At 72.1% G+C, this 17,549-nt stretch carries 18 protein-coding genes; 8 read left to right on the top strand and 10 right to left on the bottom strand.

What is annotated here, in order from left to right; all coding sequences use genetic code 11:
- Nucleotides 1-76: 76 nt before the first annotated feature.
- The gene (locus MDN94_RS04255) at nucleotides 77-400 is read left to right on the top strand and encodes a hypothetical protein (RefSeq protein ID WP_482724629.1); all 324 of its coding nucleotides are present in this window, start codon (nucleotides 77-79) and stop codon (nucleotides 398-400) included.
- Nucleotides 401-457: 57 nt separating this feature from the next.
- Here MDN94_RS04255 and MDN94_RS04250 read toward each other — a convergent pair whose 3' ends face one another.
- The 3 genes from MDN94_RS04250 to MDN94_RS04240 form a co-directional block, all read right to left on the bottom strand.
- Complete coding sequence (locus MDN94_RS04250; protein ID WP_482726998.1) at nucleotides 458-1,351, bottom strand: hypothetical protein; 894 nt, start codon at nucleotides 1,349-1,351, stop codon at nucleotides 458-460.
- Between the two features lie 469 nt (nucleotides 1,352-1,820).
- Nucleotides 1,821-3,041: an acetyl-CoA C-acetyltransferase gene (locus MDN94_RS04245; RefSeq protein ID WP_482724628.1), complete on the bottom strand. Its 1,221-nt coding sequence runs from the start codon at nucleotides 3,039-3,041 to the stop codon at nucleotides 1,821-1,823.
- A 299-nt stretch (nucleotides 3,042-3,340) separates the two neighbouring features.
- The gene (locus MDN94_RS04240) at nucleotides 3,341-4,360 is read right to left on the bottom strand and encodes an SGNH/GDSL hydrolase family protein (protein ID WP_482726997.1); all 1,020 of its coding nucleotides are present in this window, start codon (nucleotides 4,358-4,360) and stop codon (nucleotides 3,341-3,343) included.
- A 182-nt stretch (nucleotides 4,361-4,542) separates the two neighbouring features.
- On the opposite strand from MDN94_RS04240, the gene MDN94_RS04235 reads away from it, so the two are divergent.
- Nucleotides 4,543-5,928, top strand: coding sequence for a cystathionine beta-synthase (locus MDN94_RS04235; RefSeq protein WP_482724627.1), 1,386 nt, complete (start codon nucleotides 4,543-4,545; stop codon nucleotides 5,926-5,928).
- A gap of 351 nt (nucleotides 5,929-6,279) precedes the next feature.
- On the opposite strand, the gene MDN94_RS04230 is transcribed toward MDN94_RS04235, so the two are convergent.
- Nucleotides 6,280-6,696 carry a hypothetical protein gene (locus MDN94_RS04230; protein WP_482724626.1) on the bottom strand — a complete coding sequence of 139 codons (417 nt, stop codon included), beginning with the start codon at nucleotides 6,694-6,696 and terminating at the stop codon, nucleotides 6,280-6,282.
- A 150-nt stretch (nucleotides 6,697-6,846) separates the two neighbouring features.
- On the opposite strand from MDN94_RS04230, the gene MDN94_RS04225 reads away from it, so the two are divergent.
- From MDN94_RS04225 to MDN94_RS04215, 3 genes are all read left to right on the top strand, one after another.
- Complete coding sequence (locus tag MDN94_RS04225) at nucleotides 6,847-7,251, top strand: VOC family protein (protein WP_482724625.1); 405 nt, start codon at nucleotides 6,847-6,849, stop codon at nucleotides 7,249-7,251.
- 102 nt (nucleotides 7,252-7,353) lie between these two features.
- Nucleotides 7,354-8,190 carry a MurR/RpiR family transcriptional regulator gene (locus MDN94_RS04220; RefSeq protein WP_482724624.1) on the top strand — a complete coding sequence of 279 codons (837 nt, stop codon included), beginning with the start codon at nucleotides 7,354-7,356 and terminating at the stop codon, nucleotides 8,188-8,190.
- A gap of 103 nt (nucleotides 8,191-8,293) precedes the next feature.
- Nucleotides 8,294-8,857, top strand: coding sequence for a hypothetical protein (locus MDN94_RS04215; RefSeq protein ID WP_482724623.1), 564 nt, complete (start codon nucleotides 8,294-8,296; stop codon nucleotides 8,855-8,857).
- A gap of 8 nt (nucleotides 8,858-8,865) precedes the next feature.
- Here the strand turns inward: MDN94_RS04215 and MDN94_RS04210 are convergent, their stop codons facing one another.
- The 6 genes from MDN94_RS04210 to MDN94_RS04185 all read right to left on the bottom strand — a co-directional run bounded on the left by MDN94_RS04210 (nucleotide 8,866) and on the right by MDN94_RS04185 (nucleotide 13,080).
- Nucleotides 8,866-9,237 (bottom strand): hypothetical protein, encoded by a 372-nt coding sequence (locus MDN94_RS04210; RefSeq protein ID WP_482724622.1) that lies wholly within the window; start codon nucleotides 9,235-9,237, stop codon nucleotides 8,866-8,868.
- Between the two features lie 111 nt (nucleotides 9,238-9,348).
- Complete coding sequence (locus MDN94_RS04205) at nucleotides 9,349-9,735, bottom strand: roadblock/LC7 domain-containing protein (protein WP_482724621.1); 387 nt, start codon at nucleotides 9,733-9,735, stop codon at nucleotides 9,349-9,351.
- 79 nt (nucleotides 9,736-9,814) lie between these two features.
- On the bottom strand, nucleotides 9,815-10,588 hold the full coding sequence (locus tag MDN94_RS04200) for a transcriptional regulator (protein ID WP_482724620.1): 774 nt from the start codon (nucleotides 10,586-10,588) through the stop codon (nucleotides 9,815-9,817).
- Nucleotides 10,585-10,986 carry a hypothetical protein gene (locus MDN94_RS04195; protein WP_482724619.1) on the bottom strand — a complete coding sequence of 134 codons (402 nt, stop codon included), beginning with the start codon at nucleotides 10,984-10,986 and terminating at the stop codon, nucleotides 10,585-10,587. The genes MDN94_RS04200 and MDN94_RS04195 overlap by 4 nt, the downstream gene beginning before the upstream one ends.
- Before the next feature lie 264 nt (nucleotides 10,987-11,250).
- A complete protein-coding gene (locus MDN94_RS04190) occupies nucleotides 11,251-11,715 on the bottom strand; it encodes an SRPBCC family protein (protein ID WP_441267019.1) in 465 nt (154 codons plus the stop codon).
- 39 nt (nucleotides 11,716-11,754) lie between these two features.
- Nucleotides 11,755-13,080: a type III PLP-dependent enzyme domain-containing protein gene (locus MDN94_RS04185; protein ID WP_482724618.1), complete on the bottom strand. Its 1,326-nt coding sequence runs from the start codon at nucleotides 13,078-13,080 to the stop codon at nucleotides 11,755-11,757.
- Between the two features lie 109 nt (nucleotides 13,081-13,189).
- Here MDN94_RS04185 and hutU point away from each other — a divergent pair, with 109 nt between their 5' ends.
- The 3 genes from hutU (at nucleotide 13,190) to MDN94_RS04170 (ending at nucleotide 17,534) form a co-directional block, all read left to right on the top strand.
- Complete coding sequence (hutU, locus tag MDN94_RS04180) at nucleotides 13,190-14,848, top strand: urocanate hydratase (protein ID WP_482724617.1); 1,659 nt, start codon at nucleotides 13,190-13,192, stop codon at nucleotides 14,846-14,848.
- A 167-nt stretch (nucleotides 14,849-15,015) separates the two neighbouring features.
- The gene (locus tag MDN94_RS04175; protein WP_482726996.1) at nucleotides 15,016-16,206 is read left to right on the top strand and encodes an allantoate amidohydrolase; all 1,191 of its coding nucleotides are present in this window, start codon (nucleotides 15,016-15,018) and stop codon (nucleotides 16,204-16,206) included.
- Nucleotides 16,197-17,534: a formimidoylglutamate deiminase gene (locus MDN94_RS04170; protein ID WP_482724616.1), complete on the top strand. Its 1,338-nt coding sequence runs from the start codon at nucleotides 16,197-16,199 to the stop codon at nucleotides 17,532-17,534. The genes MDN94_RS04175 and MDN94_RS04170 overlap by 10 nt, the downstream gene beginning before the upstream one ends.
- The last annotated feature ends 15 nt before the right edge of the window (nucleotides 17,535-17,549 follow it).

Below are 17,549 nucleotides of genomic sequence, written 5' to 3'. Positions count from 1 at the left end.
CGTGTGCTCTTCACGCCACCGTGCCTGAGCGTGCGCGTATTGGCAACAGTCCCGGGAGGGCGCGTAGGGTCGCGGCGTGCTTGATACGACGGGACTGATCGCCGCGGCGGACCGCTTCGCGGACCGTCTGCGGGCCGCGCCGCAGAGCCGGCTCCAGCGGGGCGCGGCGGCGGAGGCACTGGCCCTGGCCAGGGAACTCGCGAAAAGGGCGCAGCGGATCGAGGAGCCCGGACGGGAGCCGAGGATCATGCCCGACGCGGGGGTGTTCGCGGTCGCGGACCAGCTGATGGTGGCCGCTCGCGATCTGGCCGAAGCGCTTCGGCCGGTGCCGGACGCGTCAAGGGAAGTGGACGAGGCGGTCGCGCTGGTGCGGTCCGCCGCCGACCGCTCGGGGCTGTAGAACTCCGGGCGGCGCCCCCGGGATCCGGGGGGCGGGCGAGCGGCCGGGCTAGGTGGCTCAGTGGGAGGCGATCACGCGGTCGGCGAGGATGTACACGCTCTCGTCGCCGCAGGAGAACGTCAGGGCGTACGCGCCCGACACACCCGAGCCGCCCAGCAGCACCGGCGCGGTGCCCGCGCGCAGCGCGTCCGCGAGGCGCTCAGCGGTCTCCCGGTGGCCCGGGGTCATGCACAGGGTCGTGCCGTCGGCGAAGACGTACACGTCCAGGGTGCCCAGCGGGCCGGGGCGGACGTCCGCGAGCTCGATGCCCGTCTCCGCCAGCTCCTCGAGCTTCGACACGGTGCGCTCATGGTCGGTGACGACTGGCGTCTGGACCGGCACGAAGTCCGGGTGGGAAGGGTGCCGGCGGCGGGCGGCGGCCAGTTCGGGGGAGTCCTCAGCGAACTCGGTGACCTCGGGGAGGTCGGCCATCTCGTCGAGCCCGTCGACGCCGTCCAGATCCAGCGACTCCAGGTCCGTCGACTCGAGGCCCATGGACTCCAGGCCCACGAAGTCGGCCTGGCGCGGGACGTAGAACGGCGGGATCTCGTCGCCGATGCCCGACAGACCGCCGAGCGCGGACCCCGACGCGGATCCGGAACCGGAGCCCTCGCCGGAGTAGCGGGCGGAGGCGTCTGCGGCGTCACGCGCCTCCTGCGCGGCCCAGAAGGCCCGCGCCTCGGCCAGCTCGCGCTCCCGTTCCTCGGCGAGCGCTTCGGCGACGGCCGCCCGTATCTCGGCGGCATCACTGGTGCGTGCCTTGGGTACGGAGACGGTGCGGGCGAGCCCGGACGCCTCGGCGAGCTCGCTGCGCAGGGCGGCCACCTCCTTACGGAGCCCATGGGCGGCGTGCAGGGCAGCGGCGCCCACGGCCGTGGCGGCGGCCGTGGTCAGCAGCAGGGCAAGAGACATGGCGCTCACTGACTTACTCCCGGTTTCAATCGGATCCCCCGACTTCTACATCAGCTTGCGATGAACCCGCGCACTCTGTCAGTGCATTACGTCACCAATTGGACAGGACTTTGCGCCCGGCGTTTACCGGCGGATCGGGCCTGACCTGCAAAAAGGCGCCTCCCCCAGGAGATAGGTCACATCCTGGGGGAGATTCAGTCACGAACTGAGATCCACGGCAGCGTCCCGGACCGGGCCCGGCCGCTCACCACGGCTTTGAACGCTACGGCTCGGCTCAGCCGCCGGCGTTGTGGGGTCGCGTTCGCTTCGCCACCGCTGTGGGCAGGTGCCGCCCTCGTTCCTCGGGCGACCCCTACCCTCCGCTACGGCTCAGCTCAGCCGCCGGCGTTGTGGGGTCGCGTTCGCTTCGCCACCGCTGTGGGCAGGTGCCGCCCTCGTTCCTCGGGCGACCCCTACCCTCCGCTACGGCTCAGCTCAGCCGCTCGATGACCATCGCCATGCCCTGGCCGCCGCCCACGCACATCGTCTCGAGGCCGAACTGCTTGTCGTGGAACTGGAGGCTGTTGATCAGCGTGCCCGTGATCCGCGCGCCGGTCATGCCGAAGGGGTGGCCGACCGCGATCGCTCCGCCGTTGACGTTGACCTTGTCCAGGTCGAAGCCGAGGTCACGGTACGAGGGGATGACCTGCGCGGCGAACGCCTCGTTGATCTCGACCAGGTCGATGTCCGACGTGGTCAGGCCGGCGCGCCGCAGGGCCTGCTTGGACGCCTCGACCGGGCCGAGGCCCATGATCTCGGGGGAGAGGCCGGAGACGCCGGTGGAGACGATCCGGGCGAGCGGCGTGAGGCCCAGTTCGCGGGCCTTGGTGTCGCTCATGATGACGAGCGCGGCGGCACCGTCGTTCAGCGGGCAGCAGTTCGCGGCGGTGACCAGGCCGTCGGGGCGGAAGACGGGCTTCAGGCCCTCGACGCCCTCGAGGGTGACTCCGGCGCGCGGACCGTCGTCCTTGCTGACGACCGTGCCGTCGGGCGTGGTCACGGGGGTGATCTCACGCTCCCAGAAGCCGTTCTTGATGGCTTCCTCCGCGAGGTTCTGCGAGCGGACGCCGAACTCGTCCATGTCCTGGCGGGTGATGCCCTTGAGGCGGGCCAGGTTCTCCGCGGTCTGCCCCATCGCGATGTACGCGTCCGGCACCAGGCCGTCCTCGCGCGGGTCGTGCCACGTGGAGCCCTCGGACTCCGCGACGGCGACTGTGCGGGCCTCGGCCTCGGCGAAGAACGGGTTGTGCGTGTCCGGCAGGCTGTCGGAGTTGCCCTTCACGAAGCGGGACACCGTCTCGACACCCGCCGAGATGAAGACGTCGCCCTCGCCGGCCTTGATGGCGTGCAGCGCCATCCGGGACGTCTGGAGCGAGGAGGAGCAGTAGCGGGTGACGGTGCAGCCGGGGAGGTGGTCCATCCCCATCTGCACGGCCACGATGCGGCCCAGGTTGTTGCCCTGCTCGCCCCCGGGGAGGCCGCAGCCGAGCATCAGGTCGTCGATGTCACGCGGGTCGAGCTCGGGCACCTTGGCGAGGGCGGCCTTGATGATCTCGGCGGTCAGGTCGTCCGGGCGGACGTCCTTGAGCGAGCCCTTGAAGGCCCGGCCGATCGGGGAACGGGCGGCAGAGACGATCACGGCTTCGGGCATCACGGCTCCATGAGGGGAAGACGGAAGGGCTGGTTGGGAAGTTACCCGTACGTACCGCGCGGGTCACTGCGCGGATGGTGTGATGCGGGCCTCTTTTCTAAGCGGGCGCTTGCTTATGCGCCCTCCCGGCTTGCCCTTCCCCGCCGAGGACGGCCCCGAAACCGATACGCCGCCCGGATTCCGCCCCCATAGGCCCGGCCTCCCGCGAGGCCCTGCCGGCAGGCGGCGAGGCCGCGTACGCCCGGGCCTGCCGTACACCGCTGAAGCGGCGTGTACGGCAGGTCCGGGCGCCCGGCCAATCAGTGCGCGGGGCCCGCGTGACCCCTGGCGGGCTCGGCGTGCGTCGTGGTGGCGGGGGAGGCGGTCTCCGTGGCCGGAGGCAGACGACGGCGACGGCGGTGCTTGAGCAGGGCCCAGGGCGCGCGGGCGCCCGTGACCTCCGTGCCCGCCTCGGAAGCGGCCGTCGCGGCCGCCCGGGCCACCGGCAGCATGTCCTCGTCCCGGTCCGCGTCCAGCACGTCGGTCTCCGGCCACAGGCCGAGCACCGCGCACAGCGTCGGCAGCATCGCCATGGCGGCCGTCGCGTAGCCCTCCGCCGACGGGTGGTAGCTGTCCACGCCGAACATCTCCCGCGGGTTGGCCGCGAACTCCGGGCCGAGCAGATCGCCCAGCGAGACCGTCCGCCCGCCCTGCTCGACCACCACGATCGTCTGCGCCGCGGCCAGCTGGCGGCTCACGCGGCGGGCCATCCAGCGCAGCGGCTGGTAGACCGGCTCGATCGTCCCGAGGTCGGGGCAGGTGCCGACGACCACCTCCGCGCCCGCCGTGCGCAGTCTGCGGACGGCGGCGGCCAGGTAGCGCACGGACTCCGTCGGCGGCATCCGGTGGGTGACGTCGTTGGCGCCGATCATGATCACGCACACGTCCGGGGTCCTCGACCGGTCCGCGAGCAGTTGCGTGACCTGCCGCTCGAGGTCGTCGGACCGCGCCCCGGGCAGTGCGATGTTGCGGACCTCCACCGGCCGCTCCGCCACCGCCGCCAGCCCGGACGCCAGCAGCGCCCCGGGAGTCTGGCCGGCCCTGCGCACACCCTGGCCGGCCGCGGTCGAGTCGCCGAGGACGCCGAGATGCAGCGGGTTCTCCCGGCCGAAGGCCAGCCCGTAGAGACCGTCGCCGCGCGGAGGGATGGGCGCCCGGCCCCCGCCGACCGTGCGTTTGGCCAGCTGGACCTCGGCCAGCACCAGGCCCACCGCCGCCGCCCCGAGCAGCCCGATGCTGCCCCCGCCGTATGCCGCGCCGGCCGCGATGCGCCGCGCCACCCTCGCTCTCGACACAGTCCGTGCCACCTCCTCGCAACCCACCGGGGCCGCAGCCTCGTGTGCTGCGGCCCTCGCAGGCTTCGTCGCCTTCCAAGAGCTAACTGCCCCGTAGCGACCGTCGCCCAATCCCGCGGCCGCCCGCTTACGCTGGGCGAACCATCACGGAGACCCCGGAGAACATTGTGCGTATCCACAATTCGATGATCAGCCTGGTCGGCGACACCCCGCTGGTGAAGCTGAACAGCGTGACCGCAGGCATTTCGGCGACGGTCCTGGCCAAGGTCGAGTACTTCAACCCCGGCGGGTCGGTGAAGGACCGGATCGCCCTGCGGATGATCGAGGCGGCCGAGGAGAGCGGCGCGCTCAAGCCCGGCGGCACCATCGTCGAGCCCACCAGCGGCAACACCGGCGTCGGACTTGCCATCGTGGCCCAGCAGAAGGGCTACAAGTGCATCTTCGTCTGCCCGGACAAGGTGTCCACGGACAAGATCAATGTGCTGCGCGCCTACGGTGCCGAGGTCGTCGTCTGCCCCACGGCCGTCGACCCGGAGCACCCGGACTCGTACTACAACGTCTCCGACCGGCTGGTGCGCGAGACGCCGGGCGCCTGGAAGCCGGACCAGTACTCCAACCCCAACAACCCGCGCTCCCACTACGAGACCACCGGGCCCGAGCTGTGGGACCAGACGGACGGGCGGATCACCCACTTCGTCGCGGGCGTCGGCACCGGCGGCACGATCTCCGGCACCGGTCGGTACCTGAAGGAGGTCAGTGACGGCAAGGTCAGGATCGTCGGCGCGGACCCCGAGGGCTCCGTCTACTCCGGCGGTTCCGGCCGTCCTTATCTCGTCGAGGGCGTCGGCGAGGACTTCTGGCCCTCCGCTTACGACCGGACCGTGACCGACGAGATCGTCGCCGTGTCCGACAAGGACTCCTTCCAGATGACGCGCCGGCTCGCCAAGGAGGAGGGCCTCCTGGTGGGCGGCTCCTGCGGCATGGCGGTCGTCGCCGCGCTGCGCGTCGCGGAGCGGCTCGGCCCCGACGACATCGTCGTCGTCCTGCTGCCGGACAGCGGCCGCGGCTACCTGAGCAAGATCTTCAACGACGAGTGGATGGCCGACTACGGCTTCCTGGAGGGCGAGGGCGTCGCGAACGTCGGCGACGTGCTGCGCGACAAGGAGCACGGCGGCATCCCCAGCCTGGTGCACATGCACCCGGAGGAGACCGTCGGCCAGGCCATCGAGGTGCTGCGCGAGTACGGCGTCTCCCAGATGCCGATCGTCAAGCCGGGCGCCGGCCACCCGGACGTGATGGCCGCGGAGGTCATCGGCTCCGTGGTCGAGCGGGAGCTGCTGGACGCCCTGTTCACCCAGCGCGCGTCGCTCGGCGACCCGCTGGAGAAGCACATGTCCGCACCGCTGCCGCAGGTCGGCTCCGGCGAACCGGTCGGCGACCTGATGTCGGTGCTGGGGACGGCGGACGCGGCGATCGTGCTGGTCGAGGGCAAGCCCACCGGCGTGGTGAGCCGTCAGGACCTGCTGGCGTTCCTCGCCAAGGGCGCCAAGTAGCCCGCCGGACAAGCTGTTTGCGGACGCCTGTCGCGCAATCGGTACGAGCGCGTCACGTACGCGCAGCACCCGCTTAACACGCGTACGGCACATTGGTGGATGTCGGCAGGGAGACCGGGCAGGTACCCCGGCCGACACCACTGGCGGCGTCACAGGACTTCCGGAGCGGCTCCCGGACTCCCAGGACGCCCCGGACACGGGGACCGGTCCTGACCCGGCCCGTGTCCTTCGCGGGGACCGCCGTCGTCCCGCCCCCCGGCCCTCGGGCAGGGGGTGCGGCGGTCCCCGCGCACAGTCTTCGCGCCCTGTGCGCCGGCCGGCGCACAGGGCGCGAGCGGCGGTGACGGCCGCTCAGTCCTCCCAGTCCGAGCCGGTGCTCCGCGACCTGCGCTGCCACGGCAACCCGTGGGCGGCGTGGGCCACGTTCACCCCGACGATGCCGAGCCAGGTGACGACCAGACCGGGCAGGTCCGCGTTGGCGACGCCGATCGCGGAGAGCGGGATGGCCAGGACCATCGTGATGATGCCGAAGCCGAAGCGCTCCCCGAAGTTGTCCGCGGAGCGCTGCCGGCCCGGGCTGCGGGCGGCGGTCGTCCGCTGCTCGGCCAGCTGGCGCCTGACACGGCGGTCGACCGTGGTGTCGAGCCGCTCCTCGACCTTCTCAAGGAAGGATTCGACGAGCGCGGAGTCGTACTCCTCGCCCAGTTCGCGCCGGGCGTGGAGGGTGGCATCGAGCTCCTTCTTGAGCTCAGGGTCGCGGGCTTCCATAGGACCGAAGCTACGGTCGGGCGGGCCGCCGGGTCATTGGGGACAGCCCCCCTCTTCACCCCGGGGACAACGGGAAAGGGCCGTCGCGCTGTGACAGCATGTGAGGTCGGACTGCCGTCGGAGTCAGGCCGATTCGCAGGGGGAGGCGACATGAGCACTCACAGCACCGCACCGACCGCCGAGTACGTCCTCGGCGGCCTGCACCACGTCCAGCTGGCCGTCCCTCCGGGGTCGGAGGAGCTCTGCCGCCGGTTCTGGGGCGACGTGCTGGGCATGACCGAGCTCGAGAAGCCCCCGGTGCTGGCCGCCCGCGGCGGCTGCTGGTTCCGCGGCGGCGGTCTCGAGGTCCACCTCGGTGTCGAGCAGGACTTCGCACCCGCCCGCAAGGCGCACCCCGGCATTCTCGTCCGTTCACTGCGCGCCCTGGCAGAGCGGCTGGAGGAGTGCGGACACGAGGTGACGTGGGACGGCGAATTCCCCGGCCACGACCGCTTCTACGCCCACGACAACGTCGGCAACCGGCTGGAGTTCATGGAGCCGCGGGCCGCGTCCTGAACCGCTTTCGTACGCCTCGCCTTGCCCGGTCTGCATATCGTCATGCAGAGTTCATGGTGAGTGAATAGGACGACGGCGAGCGGGCCGGACGAGGGGGATGGCATGAGCGACAGCCCTGCCGCACGACTGCAGCAGCTGTTCGAGGGGCACCGGCTCACCCCCACCCAGCGCCGCATCGCACACTGCATGGTCCGCCGTGCCGCGGACGTGCCCTTCCTGTCGAGCGTGGAGCTCGCGGAGCTGGCCGGCGTCAGCCAGCCGTCCGTCACCCGCTTCGCCGTCGCGCTCGGTTTCGACGGTTATCCCGCGCTGAGAAGGCATCTGCGCGAGGTCGTCCCGCCGGAGACACCCGACATCGGCGACGTGTACAACGAGTACCAGCAGGCCGTGCAGGCCGAGATCGAGAACCTGCAGCACCTGGCCGCCATGCTCGCCGAGCCGGCGCCCGTGGAGCAGGCCGGCCGGTTGCTGGCGGCGTCACGGCCGCTGCCGGTGCTGGGCCTGCGCGCCGCGTCGTCGCAGGCCAGAGGCTTCGCCTACTTCGCCGCCAAGGTGCACCCGGACGTACGGCTCCTCGACGAGGGCGGTTCGATGCTCCTTGACCGCATCGACGCGGCGCGGCGGGCGGGCGCGAGCGCGCTGCTCTGCTTCGCCCTGCCGCGCCACCCCAAGGAGGTCGTGGAGGCACTGGCGTACGGCCGCTCCGCGGGTCTGACGGTGGTGACGGTCGCCGACTCGGCGTTCGCCCCGGTCGCCGCCCACAGTGACCTGCTGATCCCGGCCGCGGTCGGCACCGGACTGGCCTTCGACACCGCGTGCGCGCCGATGCTGCTCGGGAGGGTCCTTCTGGAGGCCATGTGCGACGGTCTGCCGGACGCGCAGGCACGCCTGGAGGACTTCGACGTGCAGGCGGCGGAACGCGGCCTGTTCGCGGAATGAGCCGTTTACCGGACCGATTTCCGCCCCTGTTTCTCAGACGGTACTCATGTACGGCCGCTAACCTCCGCGCCCACGGATCGGATCTGCCGGAGGGAGCACGGACGTGGGGCGCGGGACGCAGTCGCTGGCGCGGGTGGCGGTGGTCGTGAGAGCCGGGGCTGCGCCCCTGTGGTGGCTGGGGGTCCTGGCTGCCGGGACCGGGCTGCTGCTTCCCGGACTCACCGGACGTCGCATCGGGGTCCTGGCCGGGGCGGCGCTGTTCCTGGTCACCGCCGCCGTGGTCGCTCTCGTACGCCGCCGCCGTTACACACACCTGGCGGACAGGGCGACCCGTGCCGGCCGGCACGACGTCCTCCAGGACCGCCGGGTGACGCTGCGGGTGGTGCGGCGGCCGCGGCGCTGGTGGCTGCTGCTCGCCTTCCTGGCCGCCGTGGCGACTTCGCTCGTGCTGCCCGCCGCGGGCGGTGCGTTGCTCGCCGGTGCGGGAACCGGCCTGTGGCTGAAGGCCGTGTGGCTGGGCCGGCGTGAACGCGCGACGGAGACGCTGCTGTGGCTGCCCACGGACCGGCTGGCCAAGGGACCGGTCGGCAAGCAGACCGAGGGCTTCCGTATCACCGGCATCGCCGCCGGCGACGCCGCGCCCGGAGGGGCGCGGCGCCGGCGCTGAGGGACGGCTCAGACGTCCAGATCGGCCTCGATCTTCTTCAACTGGTGCCGGGCCATCGCCAGGTTCGCGCGATCCTTGTCCAACGCCAGGTAGAGGAAGAGACCGTTGGAGCCACGGCTCTTCATCAGGCGGATCAGGTGGTACTGCGAGCCGAGGGTGATGAGGATGTCCTCGATCTCGTCCTTGAGCCCGAGGTGCTCCATCGTGCGCACCTTGGAACGGACCACGTCCGTGTTCCCGGCCGCGGCTACGGTGAGGTCGAATTCCTTGCCGCCGCCGATGGTGCCCAGCGCCATGCCGCTGGTGTAGTCGACGAGAGCGGCGCCGATGGCGCCCTCGATGGTGATGGCTTCCTTCAGCGCTGTTTCGGTGTTGGCCATGGCAGGCGCACTTTCCTTCCGTCGGTTGGTTGTTCTCGCGGTGGTGCGGGTGGATCGGGTGGTGCGAGGGGCTCGTGCGGGTGCGGGTTCCTCGGGGGTGGCGGCCATGTGTCAGGCGTTCTCCGGTCGTTCGAGGGCGGCGTCCACCAGCGCCCCGATACGGGCGCCGGCACGACGGGCCTCGAGATGGAGCCGGCCCACGTTGATGCGTGGCTCGGCCAGGACGGTGAGCACGGCCGACGAGCCGGCCGCGTAGGTGGCGACGTAGCCCGCCTCGCCCCGGACGAGCAGCTCCTTGAAGCCGCCCTGCCCGGTGGCCTCACTCAGCCGCAGCGCGACGCCGAGCGCGGCGGCGGTGAGCGCGGCGACGCTCTCCGCCTCCTCCGTGTCCGCAGCAAGCACCAGGCCGTCGACGCTCGCGGCGAGCCCGCCGGTCAGCTGCGGCACGCGGGCGCGCAACCTCTTGAGTTCACCGAGCACCTCGGTCTCGGCCGTCATGAGCTGTCTCCTCTCGGCGCGCAGCCTCAGGGCGCGCCTCATGACGGTGTGCGCAGGGCCCGGTGGGTCGTGCGGTGTGTCACAGGCTTGCCTCCAGAGCGTCGCGGAGCCGGCGTAGCAGGGCGATGTCCGGGTCGACGGCGAAATCGGCGACCCAGGCGGGCAGTGGGGCCGGATCGGGTGCGGCGGGGTCCGACGGTGTCTCGACGAGCCCCGCGGCGGCCATCCGCCGTACTTCGAGCAGGGTGTTGAACGCGGGCCGCCCGACCACCCGCGCGATCGCGGACGGCGTGCGCACACCGTCCGCGAGCTCCAGCAGCGCACGCTGCCGAGGGGTGGCCGTCGCGCCGTGGTCGGGCGGGCGGCATCGCAGGGGCGCGGTGTCCACCTCGGAGTGCGGCCACACGGAGTCGAGGAGTCCGCGCCGCCGGCGTGCCTCCCGGGCGACCGCCACGGCCGGCACGGGACGTATGGCGCCGATCCAGTGGGAGACGCCGTAGCGGAAGCGGGTCGGCCCGCTGCCGGGCGCCAGGGCGAAGAACGCCGCGTCGTGGAGGGCGCCGAGGTGGCAGATCTCCATCTCTCCGCCGGCGACCTGGCCGCTCTCGACGAGGAAGCGGGCAACCTCGCGGCGGGCGCCCGCCTTCGCCACGGCCTCCTGCCAGCCCTCGGGGGCCAGCCGGCCGCCGGCGGTCAGCAGCACCTCGACGCCGGGTGCGGCCGGGCTCTCCGCGTGCACGACCTGCCCGTCCGCGAGGTAGAGGGCGCCGTGGTCACGGACGAGGACGCCGGTGGCCCGCTCCTCCGCCAGCCTGAGGAGCATGGGGGAGACGGCCGTGGGCGCTGCGGTCATCCGAGGACCAGCCGCTCTGCGAGGTCCGCGAGGCGCAGCCGGGCGAGCGCCAGATTCCCGGTCTCCCGGTCCAGCCAGATGTGCAGGAACACACTGCTGTCGAACGTGGTCTCCACGAAGCGCACCACGTGGTAACCGTTGCGTGTGGTGACGATGAGGTCCTCGACGGGTAAGCCCTTGGCGCCGTCCGGTGCCCCTTCCTCCTCGGGCGCGAAGGTCGGGTACTCGGCGGCCATCCTGGCCAGTTCGGCGGTCTCCGCCGCGGTCGCCTCGTGGTCGCCGCCGGGGGTCTCTCCGATGCTGCCGAGGGCGAGACCGCTGGTCCAGTCCACGATCGCGGCCCCCCGGGCCCCGGGCACCACCATGGCTTGCAGCAGACACTCGTCGATTCCGGGCACGCGGACTCCCCTCCCCGCCTCGGTGTGCCGCGCACGAACACGGCAGTGACGGAGAGGTTACGCAACGTGCCGCCCGTTGGGGGGACTTCTGGCATTTTCCAGCGGAACATGCGTGCGCCGGATAAAGTCCGCTCTCTCCCCGTCCGTTGCCGTCGCCGAGCGGTGCTTCGGCGGCCGGTGCCGGCGCAGGGCGACGTCAATGACGGTGAGGCCGGCCGGTGAAACGCGGGGGACGGTCGGACCGGCGGGCGGAGGGTGCTGCCGTCAGCGGGTGCGGTGCTCCACCGCGGCGGCGACGTCGTCCAGATCCCTCACGATCGCCTTGCGGACGGCCCTGGCGCCGAGCTTGCCGAAGACCTTGGCGAGCAGTCCCATGAAGCCGCCGGGCGGCTCGGCGCGGAACGTCAGCCGGACGGTCGTCGCCTCCGGGCCCGCGGTGAGCAGGTGGAACTCGGAGACGTAGTGGGTGCCTTGGGAATCGGCCTCCACCACATAGCGCTCGGGCGGCTCGCTGGCCGTCACGTACATCTCCTCCGTGGCCTCCTTGCCCAGCATTCGCCGGGTCTCCCGCCACCTGGTGCCCACGCCGAAGTCGCCCTCGCTCAGCACTTCGATCCGCTCCACGCCGCTGAGCGTGCGCTCCCAGCCCCGGATGTCGGTCAGGGCCTGCCACACGGGACCGGGCGGTGCGAGGATCAGACGCTCGACGACGACGCTGCTGGTAGCCATGGATCCATGGAACCACCGGGGTGCGACAGCCGCCCCCGCTCACGGTCGTCGGCCGAGCAGCGCGTCCCGCTCCGCCCCGCCGGCCTCCGCGACGATGGATTCGACGCTCTGGGCCGTCCGCACGGTGGTGAACCGCACCTCGTCGTTCGCTCCGGCGGTGAAGCCGTGCACTGCGGTCCTGGGCAGGCTGTTGTAGCCGTAGTGGCTGGAGAAGTAGTAGGCACCCGTGTCCAGGGCGGCGATCACGTCGCCCGGCTCCAGCAGCGGTATGGCCCGCTTCTCGGCGAGCAGGTCACCGGCGAAGCACGCCGGCCCCGCGATGTCCTGCTCGACGCCGGGCCCCGCCTTGGGCAGCCCCTGCGCGTCGTAGGCGCTGATCCGCAGCGGCCAGGACAACGGGTCGTAGACCGTACGGGTGGCGACCTGGACGCCCGCGTGGGTGACGGCGATGGGCCGCGAACCGGCGGACTTGGCGTACTCGACCCGGGCGAGGACGGTGCCGTGCTTGGCGAGCAGGGAGCGGCCGAACTCGGTGACCAGGCCGTAGCGGCCGTCGAGCAGCCCGGGGACGCGCTCCCGCAGCAGCGCGGTGTAGTCGGCGAAGGCGGGGGCGTGCTCCTCGGACGCGAAGTTGACCGGCAGACCGCCGCCGATGTCGATGGTGTCGATCTGCCGCCGGCCTGCCGCCGCGTTGATCTCTTCCGCCAGCTCGTACGCCGCGAGGACGCCCTCCGTCATCCGGGTCAGGGCCATGCCCTGGGAGCCCGAGTGGGTGTGCAGCCGGGTCAGCCAGGGCCGCTCGAGACACGCGCGGACGAGCCGCTCCCGTGAACCCTCGTCGCGGAGGGTCACACCGAACTTGGACGTCGGTGTAGCCGTCGACAGGGCGCCGATGGAGCCGCCGCCGACCTGTGCGTTCACTCGCAGGCCCAGCGGCGAGGCGGTGGGCCCGGCGGCGACGAGCTCGTCGATGCGGGCCAGTTCCTGCCAGTTGTCGGCGTTGACGGCGATGCCCAGGGCGAGGGCCTCCCGCAGCTCGGCGACCGTCTTGGCGGGGGAGTCGAGGACGATCGAGCCGGACGGCAGTCCGGCGGCCCGTGCCAGTGCCAGCTCTCCGGGGCTCGCGACCTCCGCGCCCATGCCCTCGGCGTGCAGCAGCGCGAGGACCGGCACCAGCGGGGCGGCCTTCACGGCGAAGGCGTGCAGCACCGGCGCGTCGGTGACGGCGGCGAAAGCGGCCCGCAGCGCCGCCACCGACGAGCGGATACCCGCCACGTCGATCAGGGCGGTCACGGGTTGGTCCTCGGAGAGAAGTCCCTGTTCCACGGCCGCTCGTACGGCCCGGTCCCGGCGGTCGGCAGTCATGTTCGCCAGCCAATCACCCGGCGGTTCGCGCCGCAGCTGTTGACTACATCTATTCAGGAAGTAAGTATGTGAATAGAAAATCCACACATCTTCGCGAGGAGGCACCGCCATGTCAGGACCCCGCCCCGTACGGGCACCGCGCGGCAGCGAACTGAGCGCCCTGGGATGGCAGCAGGAAGCCGCGCTGCGGATGCTGCAGAACAACCTCGACCCGGAGGTCGCCGAGCATCCCGACAAGCTCGTCGTCTACGGCGGCACGGGGAAGGCCGCGCGTGACTGGCGCTCCTTCGACGCGATGGTCCGCACGCTGCGGACGCTGAAGCAGGACGAGACGATGCTCGTCCAGTCCGGCCGTCCGGTCGGCGTCATGCAGACCCACGAGTGGGCGCCGCGCGTGCTCATCGCCAACTCCAACCTGGTCGGCGACTGGGCGAACTGGGAGGAGTTCCGGCGCCTCGAGCAGCTGGGCCTGACCATGTACGGCCAGATGACCGCCGGCTCCTGGATCTACATCGGCACCCAGGGCATCCTCCAAGGCACCTACGAGACGTTCGCCGCCGTCGCGGCCAAGAAGTTCAACGGCACGCTCGCGGGCACGATCACCCTCACCGCCGGCCTCGGCGGCATGGGCGGCGCCCAGCCGCTCGCGGTCACCATGAACGACGGCGTCGCGATCTGCATCGACTGCGACCCGCGCGCCATCGAGCGGCGCATCGAGCACCGCTACCTGGACGTCAAGGCCGACTCCCTGGAGCACGCCCTCCAGCTCGCCGTCGAGGCCCGGGACGCCCGCCGCCCGCTTTCCATCGGCCTCCTCGGCAATGCCGCCGACCTGCTGCCGCGGATGCTTGCGGAGGGCGCGCCGATCGATGTCGTCACCGACCAGACCTCCGCCCACGACCCGCTGTCCTACCTGCCCGTCGGCGTCGACTTCGACGACATGGCCTCGTACGCGGCGAAGGACCCGGCCGGCTTCACCACCCGTGCCCGGGAGTCGATGGCCACCCACGTCGAGGCCATGGTCGGCTTCATGGATGCGGGCGCCGAGGTCTTCGACTACGGCAACTCGATCAGGGGCGAGGCCCAGCTCGTCGGCTACGACCGGGCGTTCGCCTTCCCCGGCTTCGTGCCCGCTTACATCCGGCCGCTGTTCTGCGAGGGCAAGGGACCGTTCCGCTGGGCGGCGCTCTCGGGCGAGGCGTCCGACATCGCCAAGACCGACAAGGCGATCCTCGACCTCTTCCCCGAGAACGAGTCCCTGCACCGCTGGATCAAGATGGCCGGTGAGCGGGTCCACTTCCAGGGCCTGCCGGCGCGCATCTGCTGGCTCGGCTACGGCGAGCGCGACCGGGCGGGCGAGCGGTTCAACGACATGGTCGCGAGCGGTGAGCTGGCCGCCCCGCTGGCGATCGGCCGGGACCACCTCGACTGCGGCTCCGTCGCCTCCCCGTACCGCGAGACCGAGGCGATGCTCGACGGTTCCGACGCGATCGCGGACTGGCCTCTGCTGAACGCGATGGTGAACGTCGCGTCGGGCGCGTCGTGGGTCTCCCTCCACCACGGAGGCGGTGTCGGCATGGGTCGTTCCATCCACGCCGGCCAGGTCTCGGTGGCGGACGGCACGAAGCTGGCGGGCGAGAAGATCCGCCGCGTGCTCACCAATGACCCGGGGATGGGCGTGATCCGCCACGTGGACGCGGGCTACGAGAGCGCCGAGTCGGTAGCCGACGCCAAGGGCGTCCGCGTGCCGATGCGGGAGGACTCGTGACGAGCGGCGGCCGCCCCGACCCGGCGGGTCGCGGCGCCGGGTCCGGCACCGGCGCCGCCGGGACCGGCACAGGCACAGGCGGCGATGCGACGAGGGCAGGAACGGGGCCGGTCGCGGGCGCGGCCGCCGGGTCCGGCACCGGCTCCGCGGCGGGCGCGTTCCACGAGATGTGGCGCGACCTGCGACCCATCGGCCGCGACGCGTCCACCGGCGGGTACCGCAGGTACGCCTGGACCGCCGCCGACGCCGACTGCCGGTCGTGGTTCAGGGCGCAGGCCGAGTCACGTGGCCTCGCCTACGAGACCGACCGAAACGGCAACCAGTGGGCCTGGCTCGGCGACCCCGCCCAGGGCGACGCCGTGGTCACCGGCTCACACCTCGACTCCGTACCGGACGGCGGAGCCTTCGACGGCCCTCTCGGCGTCGTGACCTCCTTCGCCGCCCTCGACGAACTCCGCCGCAGGGGAGCGGAATTCACCCGGCCCCTCGCAGTCACCAACTTCGGTGACGAGGAGGGCGCCCGGTTCGGGCTCGCCTGTGTCGGGTCCCGGCTGAGTGCCGGGCAGCTGACACGGGAGAAGGCGTACGAACTCCGTGACGCGGACGGCATCAGCCTTCCGCAGGCCATGGAGGCTGCCGGGTACGACCCGGCAGCCATCGGTCCCGACCCCGAACGCCTCGCCCGGATCGGCGCGTTCGTGGAACTGCATGTCGAGCAGGGCCGTGCCCTGGACCTGTCCGGTGACGCCGTAGGTATCGCGTCCGCCATCTGGCCGCACGGGCGCTGGCGGTTCGACTTCGCCGGTGAGGCCAACCACGCCGGCACCACCCGGCTCGTCGACCGGCGCGACCCGATGCTGACGTACGCGCAGACCGTTCTCGCCGCGCGACGGGAGGCGGAACTCGCGGGAGCGGTGGCCACGTTCGGCAAGATCTCCGTCGAGCCGAACGGCGTCAACGCCATCCCGTCCCTGGTGCGCGGCTGGCTGGACTCCCGGGCGCCCGACCAGGCCACCCTCGACACGGTCGTCACCGCCGTCGAGCAGGCGGCGAGGGAACGCGCCGAGCGCGACGGCGTGGACCTCTCGGTCGTACAGGAGTCGTTCACGCCGGTGATCGAGTTCGAGCACGCTCTGCGCGACGAGTTGAACAAGATCCTCGGGGGCGCCGTCCCCGTGCTCGGCACGGGTGCGGGACACGACGCGGGAATCCTCTCCACGTCCGTCCCGACCGCCATGCTGTTCGTACGCAACCCCACCGGTGTCTCGCACTCCCCGGCCGAGTCGGCGGACGAGGACGACTGCGTGGCCGGGGTTCTCGCACTCGCCGACGTACTGGAGGGCCTGGCGTGCAGGTGACCACGTACTGGCTGGAACACGCCTGGCTCGGCGCGCACGCCGAGCCGGGGGTTGCCCTCGACGTGACGGACGGCCGGATCACCGCCGTACGGCAGGGGGTCGAGACCCCGCCGCCGGGGGCGGAGGTGCTGCGCGGCTTCACGCTTCCCGGCCTCGCGAACGCCCACTCGCACGCCTTCCACCGCGCGCTGCGCGGCACGGTGCAGGTCGGCTCCGGGACCTTCTGGACCTGGCGGGAGGTGATGTACGACGTGGCGGTCCGCCTGACCCCCGACTCGTACTTCACACTGGCCCGCGCGGTCTACGCCGAGATGGCGCTGGCCGGCATCACCGCGGTCGGTGAATTCCACTACCTGCACCACGCGCCGGGCGGTGTGCCGTACGCCGATCCCAACGCGATGGGCGAGGCGCTGATCGCGGCTGCAGGCGAGGCCGGCATCCGGATCACCCTGCTCGACGCCGCCTACCTGTCCGCCGGTTTCGGGGAGCCACCCACCACCCACCAGTTGCGCTTCTCCGACGGCACGGCGGACGCGTGGGCCCAGCGGGCCGACTCGCTGAAGGACGGCGAACACGTACGGATCGGCGCCGCGATCCACTCCGTACGGGCCGTGCCCGCCGAGCAGCTGCCGACGGTCGCGTCCTGGGCCGCTGCCCGGAACGCGCCCCTGCACGTCCACCTCTCCGAGCAGACGGCGGAGAACGACGCCTGCCTCGCCGCGCACGGCCGCACCCCCACCCGGCTGCTGGCCGACCACGGTGTGCTCGGCGCCCGCACCACGGGCGTCCACAACACCCACCTCACCGACGCCGACATCGCGCTGCTCGGCGGCACGACATCGGGCACCTGCATGTGCCCGACGACGGAACGCGACCTCGCGGACGGCATCGGCCCCGCCCCCGCCCTCCAGGCGGCCGGCTCGCCCCTGTCCCTCGGCAGCGACAGCCACGCCGTGATCGACCTGTTCGAGGAGGCCCGTGCCATGGAGCTGAACGAGCGCCTGCGCTCGCGCACCCGTGGGCACTGGACGGCCGCGGCGCTGCTGCGGGCCGCCACCGCCGACGGACACGCCGCACTGGGCTGGCACGAGGCGGGCCGCCTCGAGCCGGGCGCGCTCGCGGACTTCACGACCGTCGCGCTGGACACCGTCAGGACAGCGGGGCCGCCACCGCGTCTGGCAGCTGAGACAGCGGTATTCGCCGGGTCGGCAGCGGATGTGCGCCACACGGTCGTGGGTGGCCGCCATGTCGTACGGGACGGGGTCCATGCCGCCGTCCCCGACGCTGCACGAGCTCTGACGGACGCGATCGCCGCACTGCACGGCTGAAGGAGGCACCCCGCA

It is taken from the genome of Streptomyces sp. WAC00040 (assembly GCF_056835925.1).
Note: the sequence above shows the minus strand (reverse complement) of the source record. Positions and strands in the feature narration are given on the sequence as shown.